The sequence below is a fragment of the Pseudomonas sp. TE24901 genome (genome assembly GCF_054058375.1).
Genome location: NZ_JBSSAF010000022.1, coordinates 22,114 through 45,361 on the forward strand (window position 1 = coordinate 22,114; position 23,248 = coordinate 45,361).

General features: G+C 60.9%; 15 protein-coding genes. 8 read left to right on the plus strand and 7 right to left on the minus strand.

Going from position 1 to position 23,248, the window contains the following annotated elements; genetic code table 11:
* Positions 1 to 5: 5 nt before the first annotated feature.
* Together ACVWVP_RS29245 and ACVWVP_RS29250 are read left to right on the plus strand one after the other, a co-directional pair.
* Complete coding sequence (locus ACVWVP_RS29245; RefSeq protein WP_178923364.1) at positions 6 to 857, plus strand: CAP domain-containing protein; 852 nt, start codon at positions 6 to 8, stop codon at positions 855 to 857.
* 150 nt (positions 858 to 1,007) lie between these two features.
* Entirely contained in the window at positions 1,008 to 3,194 is a 2,187-nt protein-coding gene (locus ACVWVP_RS29250; RefSeq protein WP_457409519.1) for an ATP-binding protein, read from the plus strand.
* Between the two features lie 3 nt (positions 3,195 to 3,197).
* Here the strand turns inward: ACVWVP_RS29250 and ACVWVP_RS29255 are convergent, their stop codons facing one another.
* The 5 genes from ACVWVP_RS29255 to ACVWVP_RS29275 all read right to left on the minus strand — a co-directional run bounded on the left by ACVWVP_RS29255 (position 3,198) and on the right by ACVWVP_RS29275 (position 16,600).
* Complete coding sequence (locus ACVWVP_RS29255; RefSeq protein ID WP_178923360.1) at positions 3,198 to 4,364, minus strand: GGDEF domain-containing protein; 1,167 nt, start codon at positions 4,362 to 4,364, stop codon at positions 3,198 to 3,200.
* 110 nt (positions 4,365 to 4,474) lie between these two features.
* Positions 4,475 to 8,599 carry a hypothetical protein gene (locus tag ACVWVP_RS29260; RefSeq protein WP_457409521.1) on the minus strand — a complete coding sequence of 1,375 codons (4,125 nt, stop codon included), beginning with the start codon at positions 8,597 to 8,599 and terminating at the stop codon, positions 4,475 to 4,477.
* Positions 8,600 to 8,866: 267 nt separating this feature from the next.
* Positions 8,867 to 11,098, minus strand: coding sequence for a 1,4-alpha-glucan branching protein GlgB (glgB, locus tag ACVWVP_RS29265; protein WP_457409524.1), 2,232 nt, complete (start codon positions 11,096 to 11,098; stop codon positions 8,867 to 8,869).
* Positions 11,095 to 14,457 carry a maltose alpha-D-glucosyltransferase gene (treS, locus tag ACVWVP_RS29270; RefSeq protein WP_259171201.1) on the minus strand — a complete coding sequence of 1,121 codons (3,363 nt, stop codon included), beginning with the start codon at positions 14,455 to 14,457 and terminating at the stop codon, positions 11,095 to 11,097. The genes glgB and treS overlap by 4 nt, the downstream gene beginning before the upstream one ends.
* A 154-nt stretch (positions 14,458 to 14,611) precedes the next feature.
* The gene (locus ACVWVP_RS29275) at positions 14,612 to 16,600 is read right to left on the minus strand and encodes an alpha-1,4-glucan--maltose-1-phosphate maltosyltransferase (protein ID WP_457409525.1); all 1,989 of its coding nucleotides are present in this window, start codon (positions 16,598 to 16,600) and stop codon (positions 14,612 to 14,614) included.
* 203 nt (positions 16,601 to 16,803) lie between these two features.
* Here ACVWVP_RS29275 and ACVWVP_RS29280 point away from each other — a divergent pair, with 203 nt between their 5' ends.
* Positions 16,804 to 16,962, plus strand: coding sequence for a hypothetical protein (locus ACVWVP_RS29280; protein ID WP_259171199.1), 159 nt, complete (start codon positions 16,804 to 16,806; stop codon positions 16,960 to 16,962).
* A gap of 219 nt (positions 16,963 to 17,181) precedes the next feature.
* On the plus strand, positions 17,182 to 17,832 hold the full coding sequence (locus ACVWVP_RS29285) for a hypothetical protein (protein WP_259171198.1): 651 nt from the start codon (positions 17,182 to 17,184) through the stop codon (positions 17,830 to 17,832).
* Between the two features lie 20 nt (positions 17,833 to 17,852).
* Here the strand turns inward: ACVWVP_RS29285 and ACVWVP_RS29290 are convergent, their stop codons facing one another.
* Entirely contained in the window at positions 17,853 to 18,350 is a 498-nt protein-coding gene (locus ACVWVP_RS29290) for an MgtC/SapB family protein (RefSeq protein WP_457409530.1), read from the minus strand.
* Between the two features lie 121 nt (positions 18,351 to 18,471).
* Between ACVWVP_RS29290 and ACVWVP_RS29295 the strand changes: the two genes are divergently transcribed.
* From ACVWVP_RS29295 to ACVWVP_RS29310, 4 genes are all read left to right on the plus strand, one after another.
* Positions 18,472 to 18,711, plus strand: coding sequence for a DUF3203 family protein (locus ACVWVP_RS29295; protein ID WP_178923351.1), 240 nt, complete (start codon positions 18,472 to 18,474; stop codon positions 18,709 to 18,711).
* 184 nt (positions 18,712 to 18,895) lie between these two features.
* The gene (gene ccoG, locus ACVWVP_RS29300; protein WP_259171196.1) at positions 18,896 to 20,311 is read left to right on the plus strand and encodes a cytochrome c oxidase accessory protein CcoG; all 1,416 of its coding nucleotides are present in this window, start codon (positions 18,896 to 18,898) and stop codon (positions 20,309 to 20,311) included.
* A 159-nt stretch (positions 20,312 to 20,470) separates the two neighbouring features.
* Positions 20,471 to 21,880, plus strand: a complete 1,410-nt coding sequence (gene mapR / locus ACVWVP_RS29305; RefSeq protein WP_178923347.1) for a GntR family transcriptional regulator MpaR — start codon at positions 20,471 to 20,473, stop codon at positions 21,878 to 21,880.
* A 98-nt stretch (positions 21,881 to 21,978) separates the two neighbouring features.
* Positions 21,979 to 22,437, plus strand: coding sequence for a hypothetical protein (locus ACVWVP_RS29310; RefSeq protein WP_457409533.1), 459 nt, complete (start codon positions 21,979 to 21,981; stop codon positions 22,435 to 22,437).
* A gap of 12 nt (positions 22,438 to 22,449) precedes the next feature.
* On the opposite strand, the gene ACVWVP_RS29315 is transcribed toward ACVWVP_RS29310, so the two are convergent.
* Positions 22,450 to 23,196: an SDR family oxidoreductase gene (locus tag ACVWVP_RS29315; RefSeq protein WP_178923345.1), complete on the minus strand. Its 747-nt coding sequence runs from the start codon at positions 23,194 to 23,196 to the stop codon at positions 22,450 to 22,452.
* Positions 23,197 to 23,248 lie beyond the last annotated feature (52 nt).

Below are 23,248 nucleotides of genomic sequence, written 5' to 3' on the forward strand. Positions count from 1 at the left end.
CGTCCATGCGCGTTCTGTCATTGATGATGGGTCTTACGACGCTGGCCGCCAGTTTGGTGTTCTGCGCCAGCGCGATGGCGAATGAAGAAAGTCAGTTGGTACAACAGATCAACGATTACCGCAGCCAGGTACAGCGCTGCGGCAACCAGGGTTCCCAGGAACTGCCGCCGCTGGCCAGCGACACCCGGCTCGTGCTGCCCGCCACCAACGTTGGCGACCTGCAGCAGGCCCTGGCCCGTGCGGCCTACCCGATGGTCAATGTGCAGGCCATCAGCCTGTCGGGCCCCAAGGACGCGCAAGCGGCGATGAAGGCCGTGCGCGAAAGTTTCTGCCGCGTAGTGCTGGACCCGCAGTTTGTCGACATCGGTGTGAGCAACAGCGGCCAGGACTGGCGCATCGTACTCGCCCGCCCGCTGCTGTCCAGTGGCCTGGGCGATTGGCAGACCGAAGGCAAGCAACTGCTCGGCCTGATCAACGCCGCCCGTGAACAGCCGCGCCAATGCGGCACCCAAGCCTTTCCCGCAACCACCCCGCTGTCGTGGAACGACGACCTGGCCAATGCCGCCAACAGTCACACACGCAACATGGCCAACGGCAACTTCTTCGACCACCTCGACCACGACGGCCGCACCCCGGGTGACCGCGCCGAACTGGCCGGATATATCGCGAAGAACATCGGCGAAAACATCGCGGCTGGCCTGGACACCCCGCGCAAAGTGGTGGACGGCTGGCTGGCCAGCCCGGGCCATTGCGCCAACCTGATGAACCCGCAATTCCGTGAGCTGGGTGCCGCCTATGCGATGGACCCCAAGAGCGATGCAGGGATTTACTGGACGGGGGTTTTTGGCGCGCAATAATGGATTTGCAGAAGCCCCACGCCACCGAAGCATCAAATTGATATCATTCGGAAAATCCCGCTGAACTGCTAGCGGGCATTCCGGTCTGTTGCTTGTCAGGCCGCCCCTTCCAGGCGTTGAACCGACCGAGGCGAACAAGGTGTTTTCCCAATGATGAATTGGCTGCAAAGCAGCAGCGACATGGCTGAGCGCGTTCGCCAGCATGATTGGGCCGCGACGCCCCTGGGCCCGCTGGAACACTGGCCCGATGTCCTCAAGACCACCGTGGCCTTGTGCTTTGCCTCCAGCTTCCCGCAGTCCATCGCGTGGGGCCCTCACCTGACCATGCTCTACAACGACGCCATGACCCCGATCCTGGGCGACAAGCCCTATGCGCTGGGGCGTCCGTTCAACGAGGTCTGGCGTGAAGCCTGGGAAGAGGTCAGCCCCATTGCCCAGGCGGTCTTCGAAGGGCACGCCACCTATGTCGAAAATTTCCCGTTGGTGATCGAGCGCGGCGCCGGGGCCGAACAGGCCTATTTCACCTTTTGCTACAGCCCGATCCGCGACTCCCAGGGCAAGGTCGTGGGCCTGCTCAATACCGTCACTGAGACCACCGCCACCGTGTTTCTCACACGCCGTCTAGCGGTGCTGGACGCCATCGGCAGTGCGGTAGCCAATGCCATCGATGCCGAAGCCATCATGACCAGCACCACGCGGTTGCTGGCCGAGCACCTGCACGTGTCGAACTGCGCGTATGCCGACATGGACGACGACCAGGACGGCTTCACCATTCGCGGCAACTGGGCCGCGCCCGGGTCACCCAGTATCGTCGGGCGCTACAGCCTGGCGTCGTTCGGCGAGTTGGCCGTGCGCCGTTTGCGCGCAGGCGAGCCCCTGGTGATCCACGACAACCGCGTGGAATTCGCCCCAAGCGAAGCCGCCAGCTACCAGGCCCTGGGCGCCTTGGCGACGGTGTGCTTTCCGCTGATCAAGGACGGGCACCTGACGGCGCTGATGGCGGTGCATCACAAGAACGCCCGTGTGTGGTCGCCTTACGACCTGGCCTTGGTGGGCGAAGTCACCGAGCGCTCCTGGGCGCATATCGAGCGCGTGCGCGCCGACGCGGCAGTGCGCGACGGGCTGACGGCCATCACCGAATTAAACGCCACCCTGGAGCAACGGGTAGAAGAGCGCACCACCGCGCTGACCCAGGCCGAAGCCGCCCTGCACCAATCACAGAAACTCGAAGCCATCGGCCAATTGACCGGTGGCGTGGCCCATGACTTCAACAACCTGTTGACCATCATTCGCTCGTCCATGGACTTCCTGCGCCAGCCCGGGCTGTCCGAAGAACGCCGCCAACGCTACATGGGCGCCGTCTCCGACACCGTCGAGCGGGCCAGCAAGCTCACCAGCCAACTGCTCGCCTTCGCCCGTCGCCAACCGCTGAACCCGGAAGTCTTCGACGTGAGCCTGCGGGTCAAGAACATCGGCGAAATGCTCGAAAGCGTGACCGGTGCGCGCATCCACGTGCAAATCGAACTGCCTGCCACGCCGTGCCATGTGCGCGTCGATTCCAGCCAGTTTGAAACCGCCCTGATCAACATGGCCCTCAACGCCCGTGACGCCATGGACGGCCAGGGCCAACTGACCCTGCGCGTGGCCAGCGTGCCGGCCTTGCCGCGTATTCGCGGGGAGGCCGAAGTGCGCCAGCCGTGTGTGGCCGTATCCCTGGCCGACACCGGCAGCGGCATTCCCGGCGACAACGTGGAGCGCATTTTCGAGCCGTTCTTTACCACCAAGGCCGTGGGCAAAGGCACCGGCCTAGGCTTGTCCCAGGTGTTCGGGTTTGCCAAGCAATCGGGCGGCAACGTCGACGTGGCCAGCACCCTCGGGCGCGGCACGGTGTTTACCCTGTACCTGCCCGAAGTGGCGCCTCCCACTGTGCAACCGCCTGCGCAACCCGAGGAACACGCCCCGCTGCCCGACACCACCCTGCGGCATATCCTGATCGTCGAAGACAACCTGGAAGTGGGCCGCTTCGCCAACCAGATCCTGCAGGACCTGGGCTACCAGACCACCTGGGCCACCGATGCCGAACAGGCACTGGCGCTGGCCGGGGAGGATGCCATGGCCTTCGACGGGATTTTCTCGGACGTGGTGATGCCAGGCATGACCGGCGTGGCGATGGCCAGGCTGATGCGCCAACGCCGCCCGGACCTGCCGGTGGTGCTCACCTCGGGCTACAGCGAAGAGTTGGCCGACAGCGGCTATGAAGGCTTCGAGTTCCTGGCCAAGCCCTACTCGGCCGAGCAGGTGGCACGGGCACTGGCCAAGTCAATGGCCCGGGACTGAGCCCTACTCCGCCACCGCCACCTGATTGCGCCCCAGGGCCTTGGCCCGGTACAGCGCCTTGTCGGCGGTGTTCATCAAGCTGTGCAGGTCCTGGTCGAGGCTGCGGGTGGTGGCCACGCCCAGGCTGGCGGTCAGGCCGTGCACAGGTTCGGCGGCCAGGCCGGAAATCGCCTTGATCAGTTGCTCGGCGATGTCGCGGGCGGTTTCCAATGAGGTGTTGGGCAACAGCACGGCAAACTCTTCGCCACCCAGGCGGCCATACACGTCGGCCTGGCGAAACGACGCACTGATCACCCCGCCAATCTGGCGCAGTACCTGGTCACCCGCCTGGTGGCCGTAGGTGTCGTTGATGTCTTTGAAGTGGTCCATGTCCATCATCAGCGCGCTCAACGGCTGTTGGTTGTGCCGGCATTGGGCGTACAACAACTGGGCATGTTCGAAGAAGGCGCGACGGTTCATCAGCCCGGTAAGCTCGTCGGTCTGTGCGGCGCGGGTGGAGATGTTGTGAGCGCGTTCCATCTGCCGGGTCAGGCGGAAGGCTTTTTCCAGGGCATCGGACAATTTGCGCGTGGCGCTGACCACAAAGGTCGAGAACACCAGCACCGCCACCGCCACGCCCACCTGCATCGGCGACGGCTGAAACAGCAGCCACAGCGTGCACGGCAGTAACACCAGGCCCATGGAACCCAGGGTCATGTAGCGATAGGCGGAGTAACAGGACACCGCGCTGACCGACATGCCCACGGTAAACAGCATCACCAACACCTGGGACACGCGGTCGTCGGTGGGCATCACGGCCAGGGCACCCAGGCCCCACACGCCGGCCGACAGCATCAACGTGACCCAGTAGCGGCGCTCCCAACGATCGGGAGTGCGTTCGATGTTCGGGCAGCGGAACCAGTCCATGAACATCTTGAGGCGCAGCAGCGAGGTGACCGCCAGCACCACCATCCAGATCAACATCACCTGATGATCAAAGCGGTCCCAGCACAGCCAGCAGAGCATGGCGGCGCCCAGGTAACTGCCGAAAATGGCGGCGAACGACTGACGAAACAGCTGGTGCAAACGGTCCGTTCGCACCTGCTCCTCGATAAAACAATCCTGGTCCCGCCCACGCCCAAGGCCGTTCATGAAATCCGCCTGCTTCGACTGCCACGACAAAGGCGCCATTGTGGCACCCTGCCAGCACCCTGAACAACTGAATCACGCCAGATAGAGGCATTGTCTGGTTTTGACCGCCTGAATAACCCCCGGCTTCAGCATAGACGACGGCGCGATGCTCAGAACACTTGAGCCTCGCCATTGACCGTTGCATCGATCCAGCGTGGCGTCATGGGATCGCTCCAGACCGACTGCGGCGGTGTCTTCCCGTTGCTGATCAGGATTCGCCTGCCCGAGTGGCTCCACTCCTGCATCCGTGCCTTGAACCGGACCGGGTAGTCCACGGCCGGGCAGGTGATACCCGCCCAGGGGTCGACCACCCAGGCGTCCGCCCACTCGGGCCCGGTAAACCCTTGGCTGCGCGGTGATCCAGGCGGGCCACCGACAATAGCAAACGTATGCCCGGGTACTTGCGCGATACGGGCGTTGCCGCCACTGACGTTGATCGTATCAACCGCGACCTTGGCCATCTGGTCGCAATTACCGGCCCCGGTCTTGAGCACAATTTCGGAGTAATTGGGCGCATTCGTTCGCGTATACAGCCACCCCACGGTTTCCGAGGCACTCTGATTGCGCACGTGTTCACCCGGTTGGCCGGGCACCTGTTGATTGGCGGAGCGTATGCCCGTGGCGTCAAACTGATCGTCCACTGCCTTCTTGCCACCTTGCGCATACACGCCGTTCTGCTGCTCGGGTGTCAGTTGTGCGAAGTCCGCGGGCTTCTTGATGGGCTCAAGCCGGATCGGTTTTGCCGCGACCACCACTTTCCCCGGATTATTTCCGCTTGCGTAGACAGCCATCAAAACTTCACGCCGCTTCTCGACCGTCAGCCCGCTGAGTACCTTGACCAGATGGTCGATTTCCGCCGGTGACAGGGGATTCTCCGCCAGGATTTTATTGATCAGGGTCTCAATGCTCGGCAAAACCACCAGTTGGTTGTTGGGTGTACCCTGCGCCACGTAGCCATGGAGGTCCTTGAACTGATCGTGTTGGCGAATGAAGTCAGCGTCTACCGGGTCATTACGGGTCAATCGATGGAAATCCAGGGTGTCGGAACCCGTGAGCTCGGCGTAGTAGTGAACGCCCGTGTCGCCCTCCACCACCACGTACTGCTTGCCACCGTGGTCGACCTTGACCCCTCTGACAACACGCTGGTCATGGCTCAGATCGCTGATCGCGTCCATCTTCACCACCACGGTGTCCTGGTTCAGCGCCCGGGGCTGGCCAAAGTCATCAAAACCAAAATCCGGTTCGTTGACCCGTGTGCCGCTCGTGTGAGGTTTGTAGGTGATAGGCTGTCGAGTCGCGATCGGCAAAAGCTCCTGGTTACCCACCTCGTTGACCCGATATAACCGATGTTCATGCACCACAGTACGCGGCCTGTTGGCCTGCCCTGCCATAGGAATCAATCGGCGATGCTCAAGCGCTTGGGCATCCTGGAAAACCGGCGTACCACCAGGCTCGATGAGCTTGGTGTAACACAGGTCGTCCACGTCTCGCTTTGACCGCTTGCCCACCGCGCCGCAGGTCAGTGTAAAACCGTCCAGCGGCCCTGCCTGCTCCGGACCGCCCACCTTGATCAGCTTGTCGGGGTTGCGCGGGTCAAAACGAAAGACGTCATCGCCGACCACCACGTCGGTGTGATGCTGCCTTTTCAGTACACGTACCTGGTCGCTGGAGATGCCATCAGGGACCCTGACCGTTCCCCCTTCGGGCAAGCTCCTCGTGGTGAGAGGCAGGTCGGGTGTGACCTCATAACGGCCCTTGCCAGGCGGTTTGAACGACAATGACTGCTTGAACTGCGCAGCACCCGCCTTGATTCTGCTGATGTCTGCGGGTTTGAATGTGAGCGACTTCCCGCCTTTGAAGTTTATGCCATGCAGTACCGGATCGAGCGGGTTCAGGTTGTGGCCCACGGACACCCCGAACTGCTTCACCAGAGGCGCGAACTTCGGTAAGAGCCCTCGCAGGGTGAGCCGTCCCGCGCCAGACAACACGCGCACCGTGCCTGACGCCAACCGGCCGGCCGGGCCGGCGAAGGTGAAGAGCCCATCCACCACCAGGCCCAGAATGCCGTCCTTGGTCCGTCCGTTGACGAGATCCTCAATGCCACTCCAAAACGGGATAAAGAACTGCCCCACACCCTTTATCCGCTCCCAGAACGCTTGGTCATTTTTGTGCGCCGAGCTTTTGCGGTCAGGGTCAGACGCGGCCCACTCCTGCAATTTGTCTTCGTTGACATAGAACAGGCCTCGACTGATTGCCACTGCGATTTCTTCAGAACGGTTGGACGTCAGTGTACGGGGTACTGAGTCTTTCGACGGGCTGGTAGGAGCAGGAAAGTGCGCAAGCTGTTGAGGCACCACGATGCTGAAACTTTTCGGTCGTGGCCCCTTGCCGGCCTTGAAGTCAATCCACGCTTGCTTGAACGCCGCCCTGCCTGTGCGGCTATTGCGTACAACAATGGATTCGGACGCAGCCCCATCGTCCGAGTGTTCGATGGAAACAAAGTCCTTTGTGTAGTTTTTTTCTGTCGGATCGTACGACTCCAGGACCGGTTTCAGATCATCACGACGCCGGGCAATCCCTTTCACCGGATTCATTTCATAGTAATGGGTCTGCCCTTCGTACACCGCCTTTATCAGGAAGCCCGGGCGCGTCAAAGCCGCCTTCTTGTCGTCATCGGTCTCCGTGTCGGAGCCAGGCTTGACCCTGAGGGCATACAGCGTGACCTCACCCCTCTCGATTGCCACCCGATCCTTGAATGGAAGCTGGGCCAGTTGGCTGAGCACCACCCGGGCGTAGCCTGCCTTGGCTTGGGTCAGATAGCGCCCAAACTCGCTCTCAAAGCGGTCCTCATCGTAAACCGGGTACTCATAGACCGCGTCAGACGGCCTGATTTTCTCGCCATTGAGGTGTCGATACAGCGCAAAAAAAGGACTGATCAGCGACAACACCTCAGTGCGCGAGGTGCCCTTTTCCATCCGCTCAAAATACTGCTTGCGCATCGGCACATCGGTGGCCAATTGCGTGGTGGCTTCTACGATGTCACTCACATGTTCATCAAACACCAAGACAGCATGCTGAATTTCATCCTGGGAATACTCGTCTTTCTGCGGGATCACGCCCTGCGCTGTCGCCCACTCCAGAATGGCCGGAATGCGCGTCGCGGTGATGAGCCCGCGCTGTTCGTCCGTGGTCGCCTGTTCGCTCAGCTTGCCGGGCAAGTCAACCAGCGCCTGGAAACTCATGCGGCGTGCCGAACCCGGTTCAATCATTTCAGCCAGCGCGACACCGTGCTTGAAATTCACCCAGACAGCGCTTCCTTGATACGGCAACGCCTCAGGGATATCCGCCACGGCGAACTCAGCTGGCAAACTCGGTTTAAGAATGTAAGCAGCCAGGTGCGCTTCAAGGGGGGACAGTTTCTTCGCATCCACCAGATGCTGGTGAAGGCTTGCGCTGATAGACCCATAGCTTTGCCCCCACAGATCACGAGAGGTCAGGTCGAATCCCGCGACGTGTCCAGCCTTGCGCCCGGTTAATGGGTCCAGGCTCAAGGCGATGGCTTTCATGACCAGCCGCACCTTGACGGCCGGGGAAATAACGTCATTCAGCGAGAACTCGGCACCGCCCAGTTTCTTCAGCAACGTTTGAAGCAGTCGTTCTGCATTGGGCGACTTGAGAATCAGCGCCAACAGTACGGCGGGTGTGTCCTTGGCCTTTTCCAGCGCTTGCGCCGAGAGGCCTTCGGTCAGATAGCTGAGCAACGGTTTTTTGCGTGCCACCTCTGTTTCATTGACGACCTCAGCAATAGCACCCTCGCTACTCTCCTGCAGCAACGCATCGACCCGAGTGGAATCGTCATCCAGGCCCAGGGATATTTCACTGCGGGTATTTTCCACGGCATGAATCGCTGCTTGCACCTCGGCAGGCGTTCGTGGGTTCGACGGAACAACGCCGTAGAACTTGAGCATAGTGTCCAACTGGTTAGTGCCCGGCGCAGTCACACCGGTAGTCGGTACGAGCGACGATTGCTTGCCGAGCACCACATGGACTTTTTGCGCATCAGGAGTGCCTTTGCCTGCCTTCAGCTCGTGCAACACTTTCAACATCTGATCAAGGTCTGCCAGCCTTGCACCCACCGCGTCAGGCTGAGCCGGGTTGCGCGCAGTCGATAACGGCTGGGCTTTTGCGGGAGAAGCTAAAGGTTTTTCAGGCAGCAGCTTGCCGTGAGCGGTCAAGGGAGTTCCGGGTGCTCTCAACTGGACAGACGTCATGGTGTTTTTTCTTCTCTGGATTGGCGTTCACGGACCCAGCGAAAAAGCGAGCAGAGCTGAAAGAACTGCGCCTTATTGCCGACATCCTTGTGTGGAAGCCGCGTAGGAAAATGTTCCAGAGATATTTGTGACAATCCAAGTCAACATTCGATGGCACAAAACGACAGCGGGCCATGCAGCGCGATACAACCGCTGCACAGCCCGTGAGTGCCTGCTGGCCAGTATTGGCGGTTATTCGGGTCGCAGGATCAACACCCCCAGGGGCGGCAGATTCAACGACAACGACACAGGCTGCCCATGCTGCGGCTCGTCCTGGGTGAAGACATCCCCACCATTGCCGTAATTGGAACCTGCATAAGTGTCCGCATCACTGTTGATCACCTCACTCCAACGCCCGGCAAATGGCACGCCGACCTTGTAGGCCTCCCGCGGCACCGGGGTAAAGTTGGCGACCACCAGCACCGGCCGACCATCCTTGCTCCAGCGCAGCCAGGCGTAGACGCTGTTGATCGCGTCATCGCCGATCAGCCACTGGAAGCCCTGGGGCGCGTCGTCCTGCTCGTGCAGCGCCGGCTCTTCGCGGTACAGGCGGTTCAAATCGCCTACCAGTTTTTGCACGCCTTTGTGTTCGGCGTATTGCAACAAGTACCAGTCCAGTTGCTGGTCGTGGTTCCACTCGCGCCATTGGCCGAACTCGCAGCCCATGAACAGCAGCTTCTTGCCCGGGTGCATCCACATGAACGCCAGGTAGGCGCGCAGGTTGGCGAACTTCTGCCAACGGTCGCCGGGCATCTTGTCGATCAGCGAATGCTTGCCGTGCACCACTTCATCGTGGGAGATCGGCAGGATAAAACGCTCGGACCACGCGTACACCAGGCCGAAACTCAGCTCGTTGTGATGATGGGCGCGGTACACCGGGTCTTGCTGGATGTAGTGCAGCGAATCGTGCATCCAGCCCATGTTCCACTTGTAGTTGAAGCCCAGGCCACCCTGCTGGGTTGGCTGGCTCACACCGGGCCAGGCCGTGGATTCTTCGGCAATCACCAAGGCGCCGGGCGCTTCGAGGGCAACCACGTCATTGAGGTGACGCAAGAAGTCGATGGCCTCCAGGTTCTCGCGGCCGCCATGGCGGTTGGGCACCCACTCACCGGCTTTGCGCGAATAGTCGCGGTAGAGCATCGAGGCCACTGCATCCACGCGCAGGCCGTCGACGTGGAAATGCTTGAGCCAATGCAACGCCGACGCCAGCATAAAGCCATGCACTTCGGTGCGGCCCAGGTTGTAGATCAGCGTGTCCCAGTCCTGATGAAAGCCTTCCAGGGGGTTGCCGTACTCGTACAGCGCGGTGCCGTCGAACTGCGCCAGGCCGTGGGTATCGGTAGGAAAATGCGCCGGCACCCAGTCAAGGATCACACCGATATCCGCCCGGTGCAGGGCGTCGACAAAGTAGGCAAAGTCTTGCGGCGAACCAAAACGCGCAGTCGGCGCGAATTGTGACAGTGCCTGGTACCCCCAGGAACCGCCAAACGGGTGTTCCATGATCGGCATCAGCTCGACATGGGTGAAGCCCAGTTGCTGCACATAAGGGATCAAGCGCTCAGCCAGTTCACGCCAGTTGTATTGGCGCGCCACTTCACCCGCCTCGTCCAGCTCGGCCTGCCAGGACCCCACGTGCAACTCGTAGATCGACAGCGGTGCGGTGTGCTTCTGTTTCTCGACCCGGGCCTGCATCCACTCATGGTCCTGCCAGTCAACCTGCAGCGGTTCGGCGACCTTTGACGCAGTGTCGGGGGGCAATTGCGTGGCCAGCGCCACCGGATCAGCCTTGAGCGGCAAAATGCCGTGGCTGCCGAGGATCTCGTATTTGTAGGCTGCGCCCGGTTGCAGGCGTGGGATAAAGATCTCCCACACGCCCGACGGATGCCGCAGACGCATGGGGTGACGGCGACCGTCCCAGATATTGAAGTCGCCCACCACCGACACCCGCCGCGCATTCGGTGCCCACACGGCAAAGCGTACGCCCTGCACGCCATCGACACTGGTCACCTGAGCGCCCAGGCAGCTGCTGAGGTCTCGGTGGTTGCCTTCGGCAAACAGGTACAGGTCCATTTCACCCAAGAGCAATTGGCTGAAACTGTAGGGATCTTCGGTGATCTGCTCGCCACCGGCCCACTGGATTTTCAGCAGGTAGTCCTGGCGCGCACTGAAGTGGCCGACAAACAAGCCCGGCACTTGGGTCGCATCAAGGCTACCGATGTGCTCGCCACTGTCGCGCGCCAGTACCTGGACGCTCAAGGCTTCCGGCAGGAAGGCACGGATGAACTGGCCGCCCTGCTCGTCATCATGGGGCCCGAGAATCGAGAACGGGTCATGGTGTTCGGCGCGTACCAGCGCCTCGACATCCTTGGCTGCCGGTAATGCAGTCAACTTCGGTTGCAGCGGTTCTTTATGTGTAAAGCTCATGACGTCTCCCCACCGCGTGCAGTTTTCGATATAGGTGCTTTCTCTGTAGAGACCATCCCGCTCAGCAAGCCATGCAGCCCTTGCAGGGGCACCGGCAACCAGGTCGGGCGGTTCTCCGCTTCGTAGGCCACTTCATACGCGGCCTTCTCCAGGCTGAACAACGTCAGCGCTGCGTCCTGGCCTTTGGCATCCTGCCAGTCATGCGCCAGTGTAGACGTAGCTGCCTGATAAGCCTGGATAAATGCCTCGCGCGCCTCTTTCAAGTAACGATCGGTTACGCGTTTGCGCGCCAGGTCTGCCTCGGGCGAGTGATCCACACCCTGCACATTCAGGGCCATGGCCGCCGCGTAATCAAACGAACGCAGTACGCCACTTACATCTTTATAGGGGCTGTGCTTGCCACGCCGCTCATGCAACGGGCGCGCAGGCTCCCCTTCAAAGTCGATCAGGTAGGCATCGCCCTGCACCACCAACACCTGGCCCAAGTGCAAGTCGCCATGCACCCGGATACGCAGCCCGCCTTTCGTGGCTTTGGCCAAGGCCTGCACGTAACGGCCTATGGCTTTTTCCTGGACCAGCAATTCACTGACCAACGCCTGATCCGCGGGGTTCAACCGGGTTTCATGAAGTTTGAGTAATTGCAGCGCACGGTCCAGTTGCGCGCCCACATCCCGGGCCCAGGCCTGGGTGTCCTTTGCCGTGGTCACTTGCGGCGCGAAGTCCTTGTTCGGCGTGCTTGCGCCCAAGACGACATGCATTTCCCCCAGGCGTTGCCCCAGCAAACCGGCAAAGTCCTTTAACTCGCCAAGGGCGTTGTAGTGCTGTTCCTGCTCGGACATCGCCTCGGCCAGCTCATCCCGAATCGCCCGCTCCAGGCTGTTCTGGGTCCAGGCCCACGCGTCACCCTGGTTGCTCAGGTAACCCTGGGCAATCATCAGCAGGTTGTCCTGCCCTTGCTCGTCACGTCGGACCACCGAGCCCATCAGCGGCGAAATATTCGGGTAGCCCGCCTCGGTCAGGTAAGCGCTCATTTCCAGTTCAGGGTGCACGCCGCTGGCCACTTTACGAATCAACTTGAGCACCAGGCTCTCCCCCACCACCACCGAGCTGTTGGATTGCTCGGCCGACAGGTAACGCACCTGCGCCTCATCGGTCAGTTGCAACGCCGCCAGGTGCGGTGTGGCGGCAAAGCGCAAGGGGCCATCGCTCGAATCAATCACCGTGCCGGCTTGCAGGCCCTGGATGACCGCACGAATAAAGTGCTCAAGGCTGAAGGCATCGGTCACCAGCCCGACCTGGCGCGTGCGCCGTACCCGGGCCAGCGCCAATTGCTGGGGCAAGGCGCTGGTGAATTGATCCTCTGCCAGAAACCCGAAAGGCAGTTGGTAACGATTGACCTGCCCCGCGCTGGTCACCTCGATTTCACTGAGCAATACAGGATGCTGCGGGTCACCGAACCGCACACCGTAGGCGATGTGCACGCGCTCGATAGCCGCGTCCTTGCCGGCAAACCAGCGTCGCTTGGGCAGCCAGGCCGGCAGCGAGGTTTGCTCGAGGGTGTCTCGGCACGGTGCTTCCAGGAGTTCTTCCATACGCTTCTTCAGTACCAGGGTGGTGAAATCCGGCATGCTCTGGGCCGGTTCCACGTGCCAGCTGGGCATCTGGTTTTCCGCCGCCAGCACGAACCAGTAAAACCCATAAGGCGCTAACGTCAGCAGGAAATTGAGCTGGCCGATGGGCGGGAAGGCATTCCCGCCGAGCATCTCCACCGGCACCATGCCGGCGAAGGCCGACAGGTCCAGTTCGGCCGCCTGGGCGCTGCGGGACACGTTGGCCACGCACAGGATGATCTCGGTACGGCCGTCGTCCCCGGTGAATTCACGGGTGTACGCCAGGATGCGGCGGTTGCTCGGCGAGAGCATTTTCAAGCTGCCCCGCCCGAACGCCTTGGATTGCTTGCGCACGGCGAGCATGCGTCGGGTCCAGTTCAACAGCGAGTGCGGGTCCTGGGTCTGGGTCTCGACGTTGACCGATTGATAGCCATACAACGGGTCCATGATCGGCGGCAGCACCAGGCTGGCTGGGTCGGCACGGGAGAACCCGCCATTGCGGTCGATAGACCATTGCATCGGCGTGCGCACGCCATCGCGGTCGCCCAGGTAGATGTTATCGCCCATGCCGATTTCATCGCCGTAATACAGGGTCGGCGTGCCGGGCATCGACAGCAGCAGGCTGTTGAGCAGTTCGACACGCCGACGGTCACGCTCCATCAGCGGCGCCAGGCGCCGGCGAATGCCCAGGTTGATCCGCGCACGACGGTCGGCGGCGTAGTAGTTCCACAGGTAGTCGCGTTCCTTGTCGGTAACCATCTCCAGGGTCAATTCATCGTGGTTGCGCAGGAAGATCGCCCACTGGCAATGGGCAGGAATTTCCGGGGTCTGGCGCAGAATGTCGGTGATGGGGAAGCGATCTTCCTGCGCCAGGGCCATGTACATGCGCGGCATCAGCGGAAAGTGAAACGCCATGTGGCACTCATCGCCGTCGTCGCCTTTTTTGTCGCCAAAATAGAGTTGGGTGTCTTCGGGCCACTGATTGGCTTCGGCCAACAGCATGCGGTCGGGGTAATGAGCGTCGATCTCCGCGCGGATTTGCTTGAGAACGTTATGGGTCTCAGGCAGGTTTTCGTTGTGGGTGCCATCACGCTCGATCAGGTACGGAATGGCATCCAGGCGCAGGCCGTCGATGCCCATGTCCAGCCAGTAGCGCATCACCGACAGCACGGCCTCCATGACTTTTGGGTTGTCGAAATTCAGGTCCGGCTGGTGGGAATAGAAGCGGTGCCAGAAGTACTGGCCGGCCACCGGGTCCCAGGTCCAATTGGACTTTTCGGTGTCGAGAAAAATGATGCGGGTGCCGTCGTACTTCTGGTCGTCATCGGACCACACGTAGAAGTCCCGCGCCGCCGAGCCGGGCTTGGCCTTGCGCGCCCGCTGGAACCAGGGGTGCTGGTCGGACGTATGGTTGATCACCAGCTCGGTGATCACCCGCAGACCACGTTTGTGGGCCTCGGCGATAAAGCGCTTGGCGTCGGCCAGGGTGCCGTAGTCGCTGTGCACGCCCTGGTATTCGGCGATGTCATAGCCATCGTCGCGCCGTGGCGAAGGGTAGAACGGCAGCAGCCAGATGGTATTCACGCCCAGGTCGGCGATGTAGTCCAGCTTGGCGATCAGCCCTGGAAAATCACCGATACCGTCGTTATTGGCGTCGAAATAGGATTTGACGTGAACCTGGTAGATCACCGCGTCCTTGTACCAGAGCGGGTCTTTGATGAAGGTGGAGGGTGTGGGTTTCTTCGCCATTGGAAACTCCTGGAATTCTCTGACATTGGCTCGATGGAGCACGGTCAATGTGGGAGCTGGTTTGCCTGCGATGGCAGTGTGTCAGGGCCAGAAATGTTGGCTGATAGACCGCCATCGCAGGCAAGCCAGCTCCCACAGGGGTTCTCTATCGGGCTCAGGAAACGGTGATGCGCCAGATACCGAACGGCATATGCGGCTCGATGCGCATCCACTGGGTCTTGCCGTACCAGGTCCAGCGGTGGCCGTTCATCAGGTCTTCGCCCTGGGTCTGGGCATCGTCGGGCAGGCCCAATTCCCACAGCGGCAACTCGAAATTCGCTTCCTGGGCGTTATAAGGATCCAGGCTCACCGCGACGAGAATGAAGTTGCTGCCATCCTCGCTGCGCTTGCCGAAATACAGGATGTTGTCGTTCCACGCGTTGTATAGCTTGAGCCCCAGATGGGTCTGCAAGGCCGGATTTTGCCGGCGGATGCGGTTGAGCTGGGCGATCTCGGCAATGATGTTGCCGGGGGCGGTAAAATCCCTGACGCGGATCTCGTACTTTTCCGAGTCCAGGTATTCCTCTTTGCCCGGCACAGGTGCGGCTTCGCACAGCTCAAAGCCTGAATACATACCCCAGAGGCCCGAGCCCAGAGTGGCCAGCGCCGCGCGGATCAAGAAACCCGGGCGGCCAGATTCGTGCAGGAAGCCTGGGTTGATGTCCGGGGTATTGACGAAGAAATTCGGCCGGAAGCATTCGCGCCACGGCGACTCGTTCAACTGCGTGAAGTATTCGCTCAGTTCGGCCTTGGTATTGCGCCAGGTGAAATAGGTGTAGCTCTGGGAATAACCGACCTTGCCCAGCCGCGCCATCATCGCCGGCGTGGTAAAGGCTTCCGCCAGGAAGATCACCTCCGGGAACTTGGCACGCACGTCGCTGATCAGCCATTGCCAGAACGGCAGCGGCTTGGTGTGCGGGTTGTCGACGCGAAAGGTCTTCACGCCCTCTTCCACCCAACCCACCACGATGTCACGCAACTCGGTCCACAGGCCTGGAATCGCGTCTGCCGCATAGAAGTCGACGTTGACGATGTCCTGGTATTTCTTCGGCGGGTTTTCGGCGTATTTGATCGTGCCGTCCGGCCGCCAGTTGAACCAGCCCGGGTGCTGCTTGAGCCACGGATGGTCCTGGGAACACTGGATAGCAAAATCCAGAGCGATTTCCAGGCCATGCTCGGCGGCGGCCTTGACCAGGCGGCGAAAGTCATCGCGGCTGCCCAACTGCGGGTGAATCGCCTCGTGGCCGCCGTCCTCGCTACCGATGGCGTAGGGGCTGCCCGGGTCGTCCGGCCCGGCCGTGAGGGAATTGTTGCGGCCCTTGCGGTGGCTGCGACCGATGGGGTGGATCGGCGGGAAGTACAGCACGTCGAAGCCCATGTCATGGATCATCGACAGGCGCGACTGCACGTCATTGAAGGTGCCGTGACGGGCCGGATCGTCGGTGATCGAGCGGGGAAACAGCTCGTACCAACTGGCAAATTGCGCAGCCGTGCGTTCCACATCGATCGGGTACACGGTGCTGATGCTCAAATAGGCACGGTGATCGGCCTGGGTCATCAGGTGTGCACTGTCTTCGTGCAGGAACTGCGCAACCTGCTCGGTTTCCAGCAGGCCGGAGAGTTCGTGGTGCAACAGCATCAGGCGGTCGCGCAGTTCGTTTTCGCTGCGCTCGGCGGCCTGCAGCACCAGGCTGCGGCCCTCCTGCAACTCCAGGCTGACTGGCACACCGGCCTCGTGTTTCTTGCGCAGTTCATAGCAGAAGCTGGCGAAGGTATCGATCCAGGCTTCGATGCAAAATTCATGGGGCCCCAGTGCTTCGACGGTAAACCCGCCCTCCCAGCCATTGTTGCCCACGTCGGTCATCACCACGCTGTGCCAGCTTTCATCGCGCAGTGGGCGCCAGCGGATCAAAACAGAGAGTGTGTCATGGCCGTCGGCGAACACCTTGCTGGTCACATGAACCCGTTGGCCAATCACGGCCTTGACGGCAAATTCGCCGCCGTCGATCACAGGCGTGGTGCTTTCGATGGCGATCCTGGGCAGCAGCAAGGCCTGGGACAGCGGCAATATGGAATCGTCTGGAGCCAGTGTTTCAGCAGTCATCGAGCATCTTCCCCTTACGCCCTGTGGACGCTCTTTGCTTGATCCGGATTCTGATACGGCGGTGCTCTCCCTGAGCGGGCCGTCATAGGTCCGAGCCTGAGCCCCGGTTAAAAGTTCAGGTGGATGTGCCGCCATTGAGCGGGGAATCAATTCGCCGCAGCGGCTGTCCACCGATAGAGCAAAGCACAAAGGAGGCCACACTGATGAATATCCCGATCCCGGCTGAAACGCCGGACCCGAATATCGACAACCCGACCCTGCCGCCGAGCGAACCGGAGCCGATTCCGGAGAAAGAGCCGCCTGAAAACGAGCCGCCTGCGGTAGAGGAACCCCCAAAGACGATGCCGCCCGTCATCGTTTGAATCATTGATAGACTCAGGGGTTCGATGCTCGGCACCGGCCCCTTTTTCAGCACCTGCATATGAGCGCCGTCCTTACACCACAATTAGCGAAATGCCTTACAGCACTGTCGGTCTATACCCCGTTTTACCATGATTCGACGTCCTTATACTCGGGTGCGTAAACGCTCTGGTCAGGTTGCTGGCAGTAGCGTTTTGTTGAACTCCTACGAGGCCAAAACGATGTCGACCATCAACCCGCATTACGCCCCCCCTGCCGGTACTGGGCAAAACACCAACGTGTCGCCACGTCACCCATCACCACCCGCCAATCTCCCGAATTCAACACCGAGTTCTGGCCCAGACTGGTCGACACCGCCCACGCAGCCTGCACCGGGAAAAGCGGATAAGACCGTCAATGAATTGAACGCGTTGCTGACCCCGGAAAATATCGAAGAGCTCATGAACAACCCCGACTCGGACAAGTCGCGTACGATCCTCGCCCAGCTCCGCCCACTCATGACCCAAGCCAATATCAGCCAATGTTTGCACGGTCCAAATGCTGAAGCGAACGCCAAGGTTCTTGAAAGAATTGGCGAGCGTCTAGACAAGAACAAGCTCGAAGCCAGCCAGAACTCATGCCTCAAAGGGTTAGGTGATAACTACCTGCATCAGGCAAAATACAGAAATCTTGAAATGTTATTTAAAGCATTCGATGCAGAGCTTGGCGATTTCGCCAACTTTTTAAGCAGCTCGAATGAAAACCTGAAGAAACTCAAGACGCGCATGTTCGGGACAAGGGCGAACACCAAAGAGTTGAACGATTTCGGTGGCCATCTGAGCAAAGGTAAAATCGAAAAGATGCGACGCGAACGCTCAGGTGGCCAAAGCTGAGTCAATGCTTTAAACCCTGCTCACGGTTCCTTTTCGAGCAGTTTGACGATCCTCGGCATCAGGCTGAAGACCGCCAGGGCCAGCAACGTACTCAGCACCGCTGTCGACTCGCGCCCCAGCCCCGCCGCCACACCGATGGCGGCGGTCATCCACAACCCGGCTGCGGTGGTCAGGCCCTTGACGTGCTGTCCCGCCTCATCCTCCTTGCCCTTGAGGATGGTGCCAGCCCCGAGAAACCCGATCCCCGCAATCACGCCCTGCAACACCCGGCTCATGGCATCCGCCTCGCTGCCGGACATCTGCGGCACCAACACAAACAGCGCAGCTCCCATGGCCACCAACATGTGGGTGCGCACGCCGGCCGCCTTGCCCTTGCTCTCTCGCTCAAACCCCAGGATGCCACCCAGCACGGCTGCAATCAGCAGGCGCACGGTAATCTGCGTCAATTGCCGAGCATCACCGATATCGGCGAATTCGGCCTGCAGGGTTTGCCACACTTCATGCCACCAGGCGTCCATGGATGCGCTCCTTTTTCATCAGTGATAAGCGGTGGACAGCGGCGACCGCCAGTCAGTTGCCTGGAACGCTTGGCGACAGGCTGGAACCTAACGATTACCAGCCTATAAAAAGGAGCTTGTCATGCCTGTACGTATCGAAAGCCACACGTGCCGTTTCAAGGTCGATGAAACCGGCGAGGAACAAAGCCTGCCCGCTGAGCAGGTGACCGTCGGCACCGACAGCGACAAAGCCATGTCCTTCGTGCAACTGGGCGCGGACCGGGTTTATATCACCGAAGCCGAGGCCGACGCCCTGACCGTGGCCGGCGCCAAGGACGGACGCAAGCACCTGAAGGCCACGAACAGTGATTCGGTGATTTGATTGATCTGTATCAGCACTTGCGCAAACAGCCTGCACCCCACGCGCCACGGGGTGCAGCACATTGTCGCAGGTGGTGAGGCGCGCCTTATCTGATCCGCTTTTTATCGTGATAGCTGAGTCTGTTCTGCAAACAGAGCGCCGTTCATAGTTCATCTGCCTGATGGAGGCTGATGAGCGAACGACCATGAGCGAAAGAATCCCCGTCCGAACCGTGGAAATCCATGAGCCTGCGCACCCAAAGAAGGTGAAGGCCAACGCCAGCGACACCCTGATCCATACCCGCAGTTTTACCGGCCTGTTCCGCACCTTGCGCGTCAGCGGTGCAGGCTTTCTGTTCCTGGCCTTCTTCGGCACGGTGTGGCTGAACTGGGGTGGGCGCCAGGCCGTGCTGTGGGACCTGGCTGAAAGCAAATTCCACATCTTTGGTGCCACATTCTGGCCCCAGGATTTCATCCTGCTGTCGGCCCTGCTGATCATCTGTGCCTTCGGCCTGTTTGCGATCACCGTGTTTGCCGGGCGCGTGTGGTGTGGCTACACCTGCCCGCAAAGCTCGTTCACCTGGCTGTTCATGTGGTGCGAAAAGGTCACCGAGGGTGAACGCAACCAACGCATCAAACTGCAGGCCGCGCCCTGGAGCCTGAACAAACTGGCGCGGCGTTCGGCCAAGCACACCTTGTGGCTGGGCATCAGCGTGCTCACCGGCCTGACCTTCGTCGGCTATTTCACCCCGGTGCGGCCCCTGGCCGCCGAATTACTGACCTGGCAAATGGGCGGCGTGAGCCTGTTCTGGGTGCTGTTTTTTACCGGCGCCACCTACCTCAACGCCGGCTGGCTGCGCGAAGCGGTGTGCATGCACATGTGCCCTTACGCACGGTTCCAGAGCGTGATGTTCGACAAGGACACCCTGACCATTTCCTACGATGCCGCCCGTGGCGAAAACCGTGGCCCGCGCAAACGCGAGGTCAAGCCCGCCGACGTCGGCCTGGGTGACTGCATCGACTGCCAGTTGTGCGTGCAAGTGTGCCCCACCGGTATCGACATCCGTGACGGCCTGCAAATGGAGTGCATCGGCTGCGCCGCCTGCATCGACGCCTGCGATTCGATCATGGACAAGATGGGCTACGCCCGTGGCCTGGTCAGCTACACCTCCGAACATCAGTTGCAAGGTGGCAAGACGCACCTGCTCAGGCCACGCCTGATCGGCTACAGTGCGGTGCTGTTGGTGATGATTGCGGCACTGGTGGTGGCGTTGATCGAACGGCCGATGGTGTCGCTGGACGTGACCAAGGACCGTGGCATGTTCCGTGAGAACAGCCAGGGCCTGATCGAGAACATCTACAGCCTCAAGGTCATCAACAAGACCCAGCAACGCCAGGACTACCGCCTGGAACTGGTGGATGCCGAAGGTTTCCAGCTGCAGGGCAAGACCGAGATCAGCCTGGCCCCGGGGGAAATCAGCGATGTGCCGGTGTCGGTGGCGCTGCTCGCCGACAAGCCGGCGAGCAGTTCGCAGACCCTGCGCTTCAAGGTCACCGATGTGGATGAGCCGTGGATCTACAGTGCCGCCGACAGCCGCTTTGTGGCGCCATTGAACCGCTGAGGTCTATCCGAACCTGTAAAGATCCAACTGTGGGAGCGGGCTTGCTCGCGAAGGCGGCGGGTCAGTTTATAAATCAGGCGGCTGATACCCCGCCTTCGCGAGCAAGCCCGCTCCCACAATGTGTTCCGTGCACCTATTAAATTTTTGTTCAAGGCCCCCATGAAACGCTACGAAAAATTCGCCGATGACATCGCAGAACTGATCCGCTCCGGGGTGCTTGGCCCCGGCCAGCGCGTGCCGTCGGTGCGCTATGCCAGCCAGACCTATGGGGTCAGCCCGTCCACGGTGTTCCAGGCCTACTACCTGTTGGAGCGGCGCGGCCTGATCCGCGCACGGCCGCGTTCGGGCTACTTTGTGAATACCCATGCGCCCAGCCCGTTTTCCGAACCGGTGGTGAGCGAACAAGTGCACGAGTCCACCGAAGTCGATGTGAGCGAACTGGTGTTCTCGGTGCTTGACTCGATCAAGGACCCGAACACCGTGCCGTTCGGCTCGGCGTTCCCCAGCCCCATGCTATTCCCCCTGCCGCGCCTGGCCCGTTCCCTGGCCAGCGCCAGCCGCGAGATGGACCCGCGCCTGGTGGTCACCGACATGTCGCCGGGCAACCCGCAACTGCGTCGGCAGATCGCCCTGCGCTACATGGTCGGCGGCCTGATGCTGCCGATGGAAGAACTGCTGATCACCAATGGCGCCCTGGAGGCCCTCAACCTGTGCTTGCAAGCGGTGACGGAACCCGGCGACCTGGTGGCCATTGAAGCGCCGGCGTTCTACGCCTGCCTGCAGGTGCTGGAGCGCTTGAAACTCAAGGCCGTGGAAATCCCCGTGCATCCGCGCGACGGCATTGACCTCAACGCCCTGGCCCAAAGCCTGGAGCGCTACCCGATCAAGGCCTGCTGGACCATGACCAGCTTCCAGAACCCCATGGGCGCCATCCTGCCCGAAGCCAAGAAACAAGCGTTGGTAGAACTGCTGCGCAGCCATCAGGTACCGCTGATCGAAGACGACGTGTACGCCGAGCTGTATTACGGGCAGCAGGCACCCAAGCCGGCCAAGGCCTTCGACACTGAAGGGCTGGTGATGCATTGCGGCTCGTTTGCCAAAAGCCTGGCCCCGGGCTATCGCGTGGGCTGGGTGGCGGCCGGGCGTTTTGCGCAGAAAGTCGAGCGCCTGAAGCTGATGACGTCACTGTGCCCGTCGATGCCGGCCCAGGCGGCGATTGCCGATTACCTGCAACATGGCGGCTATGACCGACACTTGCGCAAATTGCGCTACGCCCTGGAAGAACAGCAAAGTGCGATGTTGGCGGCGATTGCCCGTTACTTCCCGGCGCAGACGCGGGTCAGCCAACCTGCCGGAGGTTATTTCCTGTGGCTGGAACTGCCGGAGCAGACCGACTCGCTGAAGCTGTTCCAGATGGCGCTGGCACAAGGCATCAGCATCGCGCCGGGGCCGATCTTCTCGGCGACCCAGCGCTTTCGCAACTGCATCCGCCTTAACTATGGCAGCCCGTGGACCGAGGCATCGGAGAAGGCGATGGAGACATTGGGGCGGATCGTGCGATCGTTTTAAGCCGGAACTGAGTCAAAGACATGGCCACACAGGTGGGCGCAGTCTTCTCTTATTGAAGAGTGCACCTTCCCTGGTTCAATGTTGAGTGTCCCACGAGCATGCCTATTCGCACCGACCTTATACCGCTACCCATCCCCCCCAACTACATGCGTGCAGCCGAACAGAAACAAGTACGCGAGATGACCGGCCCGGAGGGGCGCCCGGCCGGTGACCATCGTTCGGCAGAACGGATCATCGAACAAAGCCCGGTGCTGAAGCACTTCCTGGACAACCGGGACAACTACCACCTGATCGATGAATTGATGATGCAGATGGGTGACTGGACCGAGGCCAACCCTGACGCGGAGTCCCGGGCCAACGCGGCCTACGACCTGAACAAAGTCTTGCGTTTCATCGACAACGTCGATGATCGCACCCTCAACTGCAGCCGAAACCGCAATGGCTACATCGACGGTTTTTGCGCGAATGGCTATGGCACCGCCGATAACTCGGAGGTCCGCCTGCTGCAGGCCTTTTCCTATAAAGGCTACGAGGTACTGCGCTACCTACGGACCTGATCATCCACGCCCTTAACGACCTCCCCCCAGATCCAGAAAGGTGCCGGTGGTATACGAGGCTTTGTCCGACAGTAGCCAGATAATCGCCTCGGCCACTTCATCCGGGCGCCCGCCGCGCGCCATGGGGATGCCCGACTCGAGTTTGCTGACACGGTCCGGGTCGCCGCTGAGGGCGTGGAAGTCAGTGAAGATATAGCCAGGGCGTACGGCATTGACCCGAATACCCTCGCCCGCCACCTCCTTGGACAGGCCCACGGTGAACGTGTCGAGCGCGCCTTTGGAGGCGGCATAGTCCACATATTCGCCCGGCGAACCCAGGCGTGCCGCCACCGACGACACGTTGACGATACTGCCGCCCTGCCCGCCGTGCTTGGGCGACATGCGCAGCACCGCATGCTTGGCACACAGGATCGGCCCCAGCACGTTGGTCTTCATGATCTTGAGAATGCGGAACTCGGACATCTCATCGACCCGCGACTTATGCCCCACGGTACCGGCATTGTTGACCAGTGCGGTGACCCGGCCCAACTCGGCGTCGACGCGGTTGAACAGGCCGATCACTTCATCTTCGATACTCACGTCGGCGCGCACAGTGATCGCCTGGGCGCCCAGCGCACGGACCTGCTCCAGCACGCGATGGGCCGCCTCTTCGTCAGACTGGTAGTTGATGCAGATGCGATAGCCCTGGCGTGCCGCCAGCAAGGCCGTCTCGGCGCCAATCCCACGACTGCCACCGGTGATGATGACGACTTTGTCCATGCGTGTGGTCTCCTGATTCAACCTGAGAGAAAGGGTTGGATCCAAGAATACC